Annotated in this window: 11 protein-coding genes; 9 read left to right on the forward strand and 2 right to left on the reverse strand. The window is 60.8% G+C overall.

What is annotated here, in order from left to right; genetic code table 11:
• The first annotated feature begins 14 nt into the window (after window positions 1-14).
• The 4 genes from R8871_RS32505 to dsbD all read left to right on the forward strand — a co-directional run bounded on the left by R8871_RS32505 (window position 15) and on the right by dsbD (window position 3956).
• Window positions 15-992: a DNA-directed RNA polymerase subunit alpha gene (locus tag R8871_RS32505; RefSeq protein WP_006052226.1), complete on the forward strand. Its 978-nt coding sequence runs from the start codon at window positions 15-17 to the stop codon at window positions 990-992.
• Between the two features lie 181 nt (window positions 993-1173).
• Window positions 1174-1566 (forward strand): 50S ribosomal protein L17, encoded by a 393-nt coding sequence (rplQ, locus tag R8871_RS32510; RefSeq protein WP_006052227.1) that lies wholly within the window; start codon window positions 1174-1176, stop codon window positions 1564-1566.
• Window positions 1567-1756: 190 nt separating this feature from the next.
• Window positions 1757-2089 (forward strand): divalent-cation tolerance protein CutA, encoded by a 333-nt coding sequence (gene cutA / locus R8871_RS32515; RefSeq protein ID WP_407673241.1) that lies wholly within the window; start codon window positions 1757-1759, stop codon window positions 2087-2089.
• Window positions 2082-3956, forward strand: a complete 1875-nt coding sequence (gene dsbD, locus R8871_RS32520; protein WP_175054084.1) for a protein-disulfide reductase DsbD — start codon at window positions 2082-2084, stop codon at window positions 3954-3956. Before cutA ends, dsbD begins: the two co-directional genes overlap by 8 nt.
• Window positions 3957-4123: 167 nt before the next feature.
• Here dsbD and hemB read toward each other — a convergent pair whose 3' ends face one another.
• Together hemB and yihA are read right to left on the reverse strand one after the other, a co-directional pair.
• Window positions 4124-5122: a porphobilinogen synthase gene (gene hemB, locus R8871_RS32525; RefSeq protein WP_175054085.1), complete on the reverse strand. Its 999-nt coding sequence runs from the start codon at window positions 5120-5122 to the stop codon at window positions 4124-4126.
• A 251-nt stretch (window positions 5123-5373) separates the two neighbouring features.
• Window positions 5374-6027, reverse strand: a complete 654-nt coding sequence (gene yihA / locus R8871_RS32530; protein WP_175054086.1) for a ribosome biogenesis GTP-binding protein YihA/YsxC — start codon at window positions 6025-6027, stop codon at window positions 5374-5376.
• A 217-nt stretch (window positions 6028-6244) separates the two neighbouring features.
• Here yihA and R8871_RS32535 point away from each other — a divergent pair, with 217 nt between their 5' ends.
• From R8871_RS32535 to msrQ, 5 genes are all read left to right on the forward strand, one after another.
• Window positions 6245-6898, forward strand: a complete 654-nt coding sequence (locus R8871_RS32535) for a c-type cytochrome (RefSeq protein ID WP_093643380.1) — start codon at window positions 6245-6247, stop codon at window positions 6896-6898.
• Between the two features lie 114 nt (window positions 6899-7012).
• Window positions 7013-9235, forward strand: coding sequence for a cytochrome c biogenesis protein ResB (locus tag R8871_RS32540; RefSeq protein WP_175054087.1), 2223 nt, complete (start codon window positions 7013-7015; stop codon window positions 9233-9235).
• Window positions 9236-9239: 4 nt separating this feature from the next.
• Window positions 9240-10451 (forward strand): c-type cytochrome biogenesis protein CcsB, encoded by a 1212-nt coding sequence (ccsB, locus tag R8871_RS32545; protein WP_175054088.1) that lies wholly within the window; start codon window positions 9240-9242, stop codon window positions 10449-10451.
• A 198-nt stretch (window positions 10452-10649) separates the two neighbouring features.
• Window positions 10650-11645, forward strand: a complete 996-nt coding sequence (msrP, locus tag R8871_RS32550) for a protein-methionine-sulfoxide reductase catalytic subunit MsrP (protein WP_175054089.1) — start codon at window positions 10650-10652, stop codon at window positions 11643-11645.
• A gap of 11 nt (window positions 11646-11656) precedes the next feature.
• Window positions 11657-12358, forward strand: coding sequence for a protein-methionine-sulfoxide reductase heme-binding subunit MsrQ (gene msrQ, locus R8871_RS32555; protein WP_175054090.1), 702 nt, complete (start codon window positions 11657-11659; stop codon window positions 12356-12358).
• Window positions 12359-12425: the final 67 nt, after the last annotated feature.

Raw genomic sequence — 12425 nt, forward strand, 5'->3', positions numbered from 1 at the left:
GAAAAGGAAAACCTATGCAAACCAGTTTGTTGAAGCCCAAGATCATCGCTGTTGAATCGCTTGGTGAGAGCCACGCGAAAGTGGTCATGGAACCGTTTGAACGCGGTTACGGCCACACCTTGGGTAACGCGCTTCGGCGCGTGCTGCTGTCGTCAATGATCGGCTACGCGCCGACCGAAGTGACGATCGCAGGCGTCGTACATGAGTATTCGACGCTCGACGGTGTGCAAGAGGATGTGGTCAACCTGTTGTTGAACCTGAAGGGCGTGGTGTTCAAGCTGCATAACCGTGACGAAGTGACGGTTACGCTGCGCAAGGAAGGCGAAGGCGTTGTCACCGCTGGCGACATCGAACTCGCGCACGATTGCGAAGTGATCAACCCGGATCACGTGATTGCGCATTTGTCGAAGGGCGGTAAGCTCGACGTGCAGATCAAGGTCGAAAAGGGCCGTGGTTATGTGCCGGGCAATGTGCGTCGTTACGGCGAAGAGTCGGCCAAGATCATCGGCCGTATCGTGCTGGATGCGTCGTTCTCGCCGGTTCGCCGCGTGAGCTACGCCGTTGAAAGCGCGCGCGTCGAACAGCGCACCGACCTCGACAAGCTCGTGATGAACATCGAAACCAACGGTGTGATCTCGCCGGAAGAAGCGATCCGTCAATCGGCGCGTATTCTGGTTGATCAGCTGTCGGTGTTCGCTGCACTGGAAGGCACCGAAGCAACGGCGGAAGCGCCGTCGCGTGCGCCGCAGATCGATCCGATCCTGCTGCGTCCGGTTGATGATCTCGAACTGACAGTTCGTTCCGCGAACTGCCTGAAGGCCGAGAACATTTACTACATCGGCGATTTGATCCAGCGCACGGAAAACGAGTTGCTCAAGACCCCGAATCTGGGTCGCAAGTCGTTGAACGAAATCAAGGAAGTACTGGCGTCGCGTGGTTTGACGCTCGGCATGAAACTCGAAAACTGGCCGCCGGCAGGTTTGGACAAGTAAGTCGAGTAGTAGTCTCGGGATAAGACCCGCCGCTGCACTGGCAAAGACGCGGATTTTCCTTTAAAATCCGCGTCTTGTCTTTTTTCACTACCGGCCCGTGCACTCGTCACCGTTGGGAAACCGAGGGTAGACCGAGCGCGATAGAAGAGCTGGACCAAAACTTTGAATCAAAGGAATTAACATGCGTCACCGTCATGGTTTGCGGAAACTGAACCGCACGAGCAGCCACCGTCTGGCAATGCTCCGTAACATGTCCAACTCGTTGATCGAGCACGAAGTCATCAAGACGACGCTGCCGAAGGCGAAAGAACTCCGTAAAGTCGTCGAGCCGCTGATCACGCTCGGCAAGAAGCCGTCGCTGGCAAATCGTCGTCTGGCGTTCAACCGCCTGCGCGATCGTGACTCGGTCACGAAGCTGTTCGAAGTTCTCGGCCCGCGTTACGCTACCCGTCCGGGCGGCTACCTGCGCGTCCTGAAGTTCGGTTTCCGCGTCGGCGACAACGCACCGATGGCACTGGTCGAATTGCTGGACCGTCCGGAAGTCGAAGAAGTTGAAGTGCAAGAAGCTGAGTAAGCTTTTTAGCATCGAAGAAAAAGCCAGGCGCCAAGCCTGGCTTTTTTGTTTATTGCGGCGAGTTTCACTGTGGCATGTCGATCGCGGCGGCTAAATGCCGCATGCTTGTTGCGTGGGCGTCTGCGGCTCCGCAAGGCTAGGTGATACGATATTGGCACTTGAATTGTGCGTGTCTGGAGCCTTCGTGAGCGTGAGCTTGAATGTGACCTTGATTCTGACCACGGTACCGGATGCCGCCGTTGCTCAGAAGCTCGCCACGGATGCATTGGCTTCGCGGCTATGCGCCTGTGTCACGCAGTTGGGCACGGTGCAGTCCAGCTATCACTGGCAGGGCGCGGTCGAAACGGCGCAGGAGATCCAGTTGCTTTTCAAGACCAGCGCGGCACGCGCGCTCGAGCTCGAGCAGTACATTCAGGCGCACCACCCCTACGACACGCCGGAAATCCTCTCGTGGCAAGCCACGGCATCGGCCGCGTACGGCCAATGGATCACTGCTGAAACCCAACGTCCCCTCCATGTTTAACGGTCTCAATCGACGTGCGCGCCACGCGTTGCGCGCAGTCTTCTTCCTGCTCGGCTGCCTGGTCTTTGCGCAGTTCAGCACGCTTGCCCGCGCTGCGGACGACTTTCTTGATCCCGCCGTTGCCTTCAAATTCAGCGCAACCGAGAAGCCAGGCGAAGTCGACGTCACATACAAGATCGCGGACGGTTACTACATGTACCGTGAGCGCTTCGCGTTCGTGACTCGCAACGGCACGACGACGATTGGCGAGCCCCAATTGCCGGCCGGTCATGTCAAGTTCGATCAGACCTTCAACAAGAACGTCGAGACGTATCGCAATGAGCTGACGATCCGTATCCCGGTAAAACAGGCCCAAGGGCCGTTCGACCTGGCCGTCACGTCTCAGGGCTGTGCCGATGCAGGCATCTGCTATCCGCCAATGGAGCGCGTATACCACGTGAGCGGCGAGGCTTTGCAGCCCGCCGGCAGTGCGGCGGCTACCGCCGCCACGCAGCAATCCGCGGCGGCCAGTGCGCCGTGGTATGAGCGCGCCACCAGCGCCGACTATGCGCAATCGCTGCTGCAAGGCGGTGGCTTCTTCGCGATCATCGGGCTCTATTTCGTGGCCGGCGCCGTGCTCAGCCTGCTGCCGTGCTCCTATCCAATGATCCCGATCCTGTCGGCAATCATCATCGGCGAAGGCGCGCGGGTGACGCGTGCCCGAGGTTTTGCTTTGTCGCTGGCCTACGTGATTGGCATGGCGCTCGTGTACACGGCGCTTGGCATTGCGGCAGCGCTCGTCGGGCAGAGTCTTGGTGCGTGGCTGCAGAACCCGTGGGTACTCGGTACGTTCGGCGTATTGCTGACCGTTTTCGCCTTGACGCTAATCGCGGGCTTCGACATCGCGTTGCCGCAGCGCTGGCAGGACGGCGTGTCACGCGCGTCGACCGGGCGTTCCGGCGGCAAGTTTGCCGCTGTTGCAGTAATGGGCGCTCTTTCCGCGCTGGTGGTCGGAGCCTGCATGACGGCGCCGCTTTTCGCCGTGCTGGCATTCATCGCGCATACGGGTGACGCGTTGCTCGGCGGCGCTGCGCTGTTCTCGATGGGACTTGGCCTCGGCGTGCCGCTTATGATCATCGGCCTTGGCGCCGGTACCTTGCTGCCGCGCGCCGGCGCGTGGATGGACGGCGTCAAGGTGTTTTTCGGCGTGGTGCTGCTTGCGGCGGCCCTGTGGATCGTCTGGCCGGTGCTCGGTGCGACGGTGACCATGCTGTTGAGCGCGTTGTGGCTGCTGATCGCCGCCGCCGGGCTCGGTCTTTTCTCGGCCCCAGTCGCGGGCGCTTCGGTGTGGCGTCGGCTCGGCCGTGGTATTGGCGCAGCGCTGGCAATCTGGGCCGCAGTGCTGCTGGTCGGCCTCGCTGCGGGCTCGTCCGATCCTCTGCGTCCGCTAGCGGTTCTGGCCGGGCGTGGCGGCGGGGACGCCAGCGTGGCAAATGTCTCTAACAAGCCCAATGCAGCGTCACAGAGCGATCTGACGTTCGCTTCGGTTCGTTCCTCGACCGAACTCGACGAGGCCGTCAAAACGGCTGCGCAGCCCGCTATGCTCGATTTTTACGCAGACTGGTGCGTGAGTTGCAAAGAGATGGAGAAATTCACGTTCAGCGATCCGCGCGTTCAGGCTAAGTTGAAGCAGATGAACCTGCTGCGCGCTGACGTCACCGCGAACAACGCCGACGATCAGATGCTGCTCAAGCGCTTCAGCCTGTTCGGCCCGCCGGGCATCATCTTCTTCGACCAGGGCGGCAAGGAAGTGCTGCGCGTCGTCGGCTACGAGTCCGCGGACAAGTTTTTGCGCACCCTCGATCGCGCGAGTGCGCCCGGGGCGTAACCCAAAGCAGCTCGCCTGTCCGAGCGCGCAAAGAACCCCGCGCCAACGCGCCCTAAAAACGCGCGCCAGAACACGCATAAAAAACGGAGGCACGACTTAAAAAGTCGGCCTCCGTTTTTTTTGGCGCCTTCAGAAGACTAGCGCCGCCGGCGAAGCGACACGTCAAATCACTTCTGTGAGCGCAAAATCCGCGCGGCATCCAGCGCGAAGTAGGTCAGCACGCCATCTGCGCCTGCCCGCTTGAACGCCAGCAGCGATTCCATCATCGCCTTGTCGTGATCGAGCCAGCCATTTTGCGCGGCCGCCTTCAGCATCGCGTATTCGCCGCTGACCTGATACACGTAGGTCGGGAACTTGAACTCGTCCTTCACGCGTCGCACGATGTCCAGATACGGCATGCCCGGCTTGACCATTACCATGTCCGCGCCTTCTTCGATGTCCGCCTGCACTTCGCGCAGCGCTTCATCCGAGTTGGCCGGGTCCATCTGGTAGGTCATCTTGTTGCCCTTGCCGAGGTTCGTCGCGGAACCGACGGCATCGCGGAACGGGCCGTAAAACGCCGACGCGAACTTGGCTGCATAAGCCATGATGCGCGTGTGGATATGTCCTTCGCTCTCGAGCATTTCGCGGATCGCGCCAATGCGTCCGTCCATCATGTCCGAGGGAGCAACGATATCGACGCCCGCTTCAGCTTGCACACGCGCCTGTTCCACGAGGATCTCGACGGTCTCGTCGTTGATCACGTAGCCAGCTTCGTCCAGAACGCCGTCCTGGCCATGGCTCGTGTACGGATCGAGCGCGACGTCGGTCAGCACGCCGAGGTCGGGAAAATTCTTTTTCAGTTCGCGAACCGCGCGCGGAATCAGGCCGGCCGGGTTGGTCGCCTCGCGGCCATCAGGCGTCTTCAAGGAAGGGGCGATGGCCGGAAAGAGCGCCAGTACCGGCACGCCCAGCTCGACGCATTGCTCAGCCACGCCCATCAGCAGATCCACCGACACACGCTCGACGCCAGGCATTGACGGTACGGCTTGCCGCACGTTGGTGCCTTCGACGATAAACACGGGGTAGATCAGATCGTTGGTGGTGAGGATGTTTTCTCGCATCAGGCGGCGCGAGAAGTCGTCACGGCGCATGCGGCGCGGACGGTAGTGCGGAAAGAAGCTCATAACCGAATCGAAGAAACGTGGATGTGTGGAGTGGACGAGTAACGCGTGCCTCCGCTCCCGGAAACTTTTCGAGACAATGGTATATCATACCGATCGAGCAAGGCGCCCTGCGCTGACCTCCCCGCTTCTCCTCCCTGAGCGGGTGCCTGTCGTTTTTTCGATTAGGCTGTTTGACCCGCCGTTAAAGCGGCGGGTTTTTTTATGGGCGGCCGGAATGGCGTTTTTTGCCTGGGTTCCTACGCCCCGCGCGATTACTGCGGCGCGTCTGTTTCGCCCTTCGCCTCGGGGATCAGCCAGCTTTCGATCAGTTCATGCGCTTCGTCGATGCCGACGCGCTTGAGCGCCGAGAACAGCTGTGCGGTCAGTTCGCCCTGATAGCCGGCGGCGCGATATTCGGCCAGACCCTTCTGCGTCGCGCGCAAGGCGTTGACGCTTTCCTGACGCGTCAATTTGTCGCACTTCGTCAGCAGCGTGTGGATCGGCTTGCCGGTCGGCGCGAACCACTCGATCATCCGCCGGTCCAGATCCGTCAACGGGCGGCGCGAATCCATCATCAGGATCATGCCGCGCAATTGCGAGCGCGATTGCAGGTAAGTGGAGAGCAGCGCTTCCCAGTGGGCCTTGGCTGCACCCGGCACTTCCGCATAACCGTAGCCCGGCAGGTCGACCAGATGCGCAGTCGGCTCATCTTCCTTGCCCACCGAGAAATAATTGATGTGCTGGGTGCGGCCAGGCGTCTTACTGGCGAACGCCAGACGCTTCTGATTGCACAGAATATTGATGGCCGTGGACTTGCCCGCATTCGAGCGTCCCGCAAAGCAGATCTCGGGTTGCGCGGTGGCCGGCAGATCACGCAAGTGATTGACGGTCGTGAAAAAGCGGGATTGGTGGAGCAGGAAGGACATGATCAGGCCGGTATTCGAGACGCCGGGGAACCCGGAGTGGGGACGGGTCAAGCCCGACTGGCGTCTTAGCGATTAGCGAGTTATTGTACAATACGATGGTTTACTGAAAACCTGAGGGGGCCAGCCCGCGTGCCTTGGCGGCTCTTTGTGGTCAACTCAGTCGCTGTCGTATCTTGCAAAACCTCTAAAATCCCACAAGACGAGACAGGGTGTGCGAATGAATCGACTGTGCAAGACTCTGATGGTGCTTCATGTAGCGGCAGGTCTTTCAGGTTTGGCAATTCAGGCACGAGCAGCAGATCCGGCAAAGCCGGACGTCAATCGGGGGCAGGCAATCGCAGTGCAGGTTTGCGCGACATGTCACGGTGCAGACGGCAACAGTGCTGGCGGTGCGTATCCAAAGTTGGCAGGTCAGCATCCCGAATATCTCGTCAAGCAACTGATGGATTTCAAGACGCAGCCCGGCGCCAAGCAGCCCGCGCGCAACAATGCGATCATGGCGGGCATGGCCGCGGCGCTGTCCGATCAGGACGTGGTCAACGTGGCTGCTTATTTTTCGACGCAGACCCCGAAGCCAGGCTACGCGCATAACAAGGACACCGTCCCGCTCGGTCAGAAGATTTACCGTGGCGGTATTGCGGACAAGGGAGTACCGGCGTGCGCAAGCTGCCACGGGCCGACCGGTCAGGGGATTCCGTCGCAGTATCCGCGTCTGTCGGGCCAGTGGGCCGAATACACAGTGGCGCAGTTGACCGCGTTCACGCAGGGTCCGGGCGCACGTAACAACAATGAGGCGATGCACGCTATTGCATCGCGTCTGTCGGACAGCGAGATCAAGGCTGTAGCCGATTACATCGCGGGCTTGCACTAAGAAGTCCGCACGCAAGCAACCGGCCCGGCGAGGCCGGTACAAAACAAGAAAAGGGTGAGGGCGTCGTGTCTACGACAGCCCTTCACCCTTTTTTGCTGTTCAGTCGGAGTATGAATGAGCGTCACCACGTCGGGTTTGCAGTCGAAGTCGGGCAATCGCATCACGCGCAGCATCATCGAGGTATTGAGTTCGATGCGTTTCGCGATTGCGCTGCTCGTGATTCTGTCGATCGCCAGCATCATCGGCACCGTTCTCACGCAGGACGATCCCTATCCCAACTACGTCAATCAGTTCGGCCCGTTCTGGGCGGACATCTTCCGCTCGCTGAGCCTGTACACGGTGTACAGCTCGTGGTGGTTCATGCTGATTCTCGGCTTCCTGATGGTGTCGGTGTCGCTGTGCGTGATCCGCAATGCACCGAAGATGCTCGCCGACGCGAAGAGCTGGAAGGACAAGGTCCGCGAAGGCAGCCTGCGCGCGTTCCATCATAAGGGCGAGTTCGCGGTGCATGGCACGCGCGCGCAGACCTCTGCGGTGCTCGCCAGACTCTCGGCCAAGCTTGGCTACAAGTTCGTCACACGCGAGTCGGACGGCGCGACGCTGATCGCCGCGAAGCGCGGCGCGCTGACCAAGTTCGGCTACATATCCGCGCACATTGCGATCGTGGTGATCTGTCTGGGCGGCCTGCTCGACAGCAATCTGCCGATCAAGCTGCAAATGTGGCTGTTCGACAAGTCGCCGATCCGCGCCAACACGGTGATCAACGACATCCCGCCGGAACATCGCCTGTCGCAATCGAACCCGACTTTCCGCGGCTATGCGTGGGTGCCGGAGGGGCAGCACGTGTCGACGGCGATTCTTAACCAGCCGGACGGCTCGCTGATCCAGGACCTGCCGTTCTCGATCGAGCTGAACAAGTTCATCGTCGATTACTACTCGACGGGTATGCCGAAGCTGTTCGCGAGCGACATCGTCGTGGTCGACCACAAGACGGGCGCACGCGTGCCGGCGCGCGTCGAAGTGAACAAACCGTTCACCTACGACGGCGTGTCGATCTACCAGTCGAGCTTCCAGGACGGCGGCTCGCAGATGCAGATGACCGCGTATCCGATGTCCGGTGCGAGCGCGAAGACCGCGCCGTTCGGGGGCGCGATCGGTGGCAACGCACCGTTGGGCACGGCCTCGCCGCTGGCTGACGGCCAAACCGTCGAATTCACCGACTTCCGCGCGATCAACGTCGAAAACGTCTCCAATGGCAGCGGCCAGAACGACGCTCGTGGCGTCGCCGCGCATCGGTCGTTGAAAGAAGCGTTCGACGAGCGTCTCGGCTCCGGCGCCAAGAGCTCGAAGCCGCTCGATCTGCATAACGTTGGTCCGTCGGTTCAGTACAAGGTGCGCGACAAGGACGGCCAGGCGCGCGAGTACAACAACTACATGCTCCCAGTGGACGTGGCGGGCGAAAAGATGTTCCTCGCCGGCATGCGCCTGAATCCGGACGACCCGTTCCGCTACCTGCGGATTCCCGCCGACACCGGTGGGACCGTCAAGGAATGGATGAACCTGCGCGCCACGCTTGAAAATCCGGCCATGCGTGCGGCCGCCGCTCACCGCTTCGCGTTGCGCTCGGTGCCGGGCTCGAATACCGAACTGCAACAGCACCTGGAGGAAAGTGCATTGCGCGTCCTGACCCTGTTTGCCGGTGCGGACAACAGCATCAAGATGCCGAACGGCCAGACGGTTGGCGGCTTCCAGGCGGTTGCCGGGTTCATCGACCATTCGGTCCCGAAGGGCGAGCAGGAAAAAGCCGCTGGCCTGCTGCTGCGCATGCTGGAAGGCGCCACGTGGGACCTGTGGCAACTGTCGCGTGAGCAGCTGGGCGAGCCGGATGCGCAGCCCAATGCGGACGCCAGCCGCTTCGTCCAGAGCTCGATCAACGCGATATCCGACAGCTTTTTGTATGGTTCGCCGGTCTATTTACAGCTTGACTCATTCAAGCAGGTGCAAGCTTCGGTATTTCAGTTGACGCGCGCGCCGGGCAAAAAAGTCGTGTATCTTGGCAGCCTGCTCCTCGTGTTGGGCATCTTTTCGATGTTCTACGTCCGCGAACGGCGCCTCTGGTTCTGGCTTAAAGATACCGATCACGGCACGAATGTCGTGATGGCGATGTCGAGCGCGCGCAAAACGCTCGATTTCGAAAAGGAGTTCGTTCAAACGCGCGACGCTGTCGGCGCCGCGTTGGGCGCCAAACTCACTGAAGCATCCGACGCCGCCGGCGCCTCCGACAAACCCGGCCCAGCCGGCGCGCCGTCCGCACGCTCACAAGATTCGACCCGGTAAGATCATGGACTTGACTCAGGTTTCCTCATCCTCCTCTTCAGCCTCGCGGCCGCAGAAGTCGTTCGCGAACGAGGCACTCAACGTTGCTCAGTATGACGATCGGCCGTTCCTGAAACGGCTCGGCGTCGTCGACTGGCTGTTCGCCGTCGTGATGGTCGCGGGCGCGGGGTTTGCGCTGTCGCGCTATCACCCGTTCATGAATTACTACGACAAGCTGGTGCTGTGCCTGGCGGTGCCGGTGTTCGTGGTACTCGGCTGGCGCTGGAAGCCGGTGCGTCCGCTGATGGTGGGCATCGCCGCGCTGTCGCTGCTGGCAATCCAGATCTATCACGGCGATCTGACGCGCGCGGATAACGCGTTCTTCCTCAAATATTTCCTGTCGAGCCAGTCCGCGATTCTGTGGATGAGCGCGCTTTTCGTCTTCGCCACCGTCTTCTACTGGATCGGCCTGCTGTCGCGTTCACCGACCGGCGCCGCGATCGGTTCGAAAATGACGTGGGCTGCGGTGGTAATGGGCTTCGTCGGCCTGATGGTGCGCTGGTACGAGTCGTACCTGATCGGCGCGGACGTCGGCCATATTCCAATCTCGAACCTGTACGAAGTGTTCGTGCTGTTCAGCCTGATCACCGCGCTGTTCTATCTGTACTACGAGCAGCACTACAACACGCGTGCGCTCGGCGCATTCGTGCTGCTGGTGATCAGCGCGGCAGTCGGCTTCCTGATGTGGTACTCGGTCGCGCGTGACGCCCAGCAGATCCAGCCGCTCGTGCCGGCGCTGCAGAGCTGGTGGATGAAGATCCACGTGCCGGCTAACTTCATCGGCTATGGCAGCTTCGCGCTGTCGGCCATGGTCGGCGTCGCGTATCTGGCGAAAGAACGCGGTGTGCTGGCAGACCGCCTGCCGCCGCTCGACGTGCTCGACGACCTGATGTACAAGTCGATCGCCGTCGGCTTCGCGTTCTTCACGATCGCGACGATTCTCGGGGCGCTGTGGGCCGCGGAAGCATGGGGCGGTTACTGGAGCTGGGACCCGAAGGAAACGTGGGCGCTGATCGTGTGGCTGAACTACGCGGCCTGGCTGCATATGCGTCTGATGAAGGGCCTGCGCGGTGCGGTGGCGGCATGGTGGGCTCTGACCGGCCTGCTGGTGACGACCTTCGCGTTCCTCGGCGTCAACATGTTCCTGTCGGGGCTGCATAGCTACGGCAAGCTGTAAGATCTGCCGTTCTGAGCCGACTAAAAACCGCCGCGTGTTTTGCACCGGCGGTTTTTTTATGCCCGGCGGAATATTCGCTGCATCCAATGTGTTTGCTAGAGCAGTACCCAAGGATGGCTGGGCGAGTGGCTAAACGAGCCGATCATCAATATGGCCCCGTAAGATAGACAACTCGATGGGCCGGCAAGGAGCAGCACGATGTGGATCAAGCGAAGCGACAGAACTCAACTCGTCGGCGATGACATCGCACGCAGCGAAATCACGCCTCAGCATGTCTTCGAGAACCGGCGGCGCGTATTGCAGGCCGCGGGTGCATTGGCGCTCGGCAGTCTGATCGGCGTGAACGGCGAGGCGCTGGCCGCGTATTCCTCGCCGGATCCGAAGGCGCAGAAGCTCGCGGCGAAAACCAACCCGAAGTTCGTCGCGCTGGACAAGATCACGCCGTACAAGGACATCACCACGTACAACAACTACTACGAGTTCGGCACCGACAAGGCGGACCCCGCGCACAACGCCGGTACGTTGCGTCCGCACCCGTGGAAGGTGAGCGTCGAGGGCGAAATCAAGAATCCGAAGGTGTACGACATCGACGAATTGCTGAAGCTCGCGCCGCTCGAGGAGCGCGTGTACCGGTTGCGTTGTGTCGAGGGCTGGTCGATGGTGATTCCGTGGATCGGCGTGCCGCTCGCGGAGTTGATCAAGCGCGTGCAGCCGACCGGCAACGCCAAATACGTGCAATTCATCACGCTTGCCGATCCGTCGCAAATGCCCGGCCTGTCGACGCCGGTACTCGACTGGCCGTACACCGAAGGTCTGCGGATGGACGAAGCAATGAACCCGCTGACGTTCCTGACGATGGGTCTCTACGGCCAGGTGTTGCCGAATCAGAACGGCGCGCCGATCCGCGTGGTGGTGCCGTGGAAGTACGGCTTCAAAAGTGCGAAGTCGCTGGTGAAGATCCGCTTCCTCGACAAGCAGCCCCCGACCAGCTGGAACACGTATGCTTCGAACGAATACGGTTTCTATTCGAACGTGAATCCGAACGTCGATCACCCGCGCTGGAGTCAGGCCACCGAGCGGCGCATCGGCGAAGATGGTTTCTTCACACCCAAGCGTAAGACGCTGATGTTCAATGGCTACGGTGATCAGGTCGCGTCGCTGTATCAGGGCATGGACCTGAAGAAGAATTTTTGAGCGGCGTAATCATGGCTTCCTCCGACACGCAACCGGTTACCGAAACCCCGCGCACTACGCCGCGTGCCAAAGCGCCGGCGTCAGCGACAACAAAGCGGCCCGCAAGCGGCGCGCGCTGGATCGTGCCCGCGAAAATCCTGGTGTTTGTCGCGGCGTGGTATCCGCTCGCGCGCATCGTGCTGTTCGGCATGACCGATCGGCTGGGCGCGAATCCGATCGAGTTCATCACGCGCTCGACGGGCCTGTGGACGCTTGTCTTTCTTTGCATCACGTTGGCGGTGACGCCGTTGCGTCGATTGACCGGCATCACTGCATTGGGCAGGTTCCGCCGGATGTTGGGTCTGTATGCATTCTTCTACGCGACGCTGCACTTCACCACGTACCTGTGGTTCGACAAGTGGTTCGATGTCGCCGCGATTCTCAAGGACATCGGCAAGCGGCCGTTCATCACCGTGGGTTTCGCGGCGTTCGTGCTGCTGATCGCGTTGGCCGTTACGTCGCCGCGCGCGATGGTTCGCAAACTTGGACGCCGCTGGCAGACGTTGCATCGCGCGATCTATGCGATCGGCGGCCTCGCGATCCTGCATTTCTGGTGGATGAAGGCGGGCAAGCACGACCTGATCTTGCCGAAGATCTACGGCGCGATTATGGTCGCATTGCTGGGATGGCGCCTGCTCGTCTGGCTGCGCGAGCGGACGGTAAAGGCTCGCTGATCACGAGGTACGATGCGCAAATGAAAAAGGCGATGCTGCAGTGGCATCGCCTTTTTTATCGAAGGGT

This window comes from Paraburkholderia sediminicola (assembly GCF_902859805.1).
GTDB lineage: Bacteria > Pseudomonadota > Gammaproteobacteria > Burkholderiales > Burkholderiaceae > Paraburkholderia > Paraburkholderia sediminicola.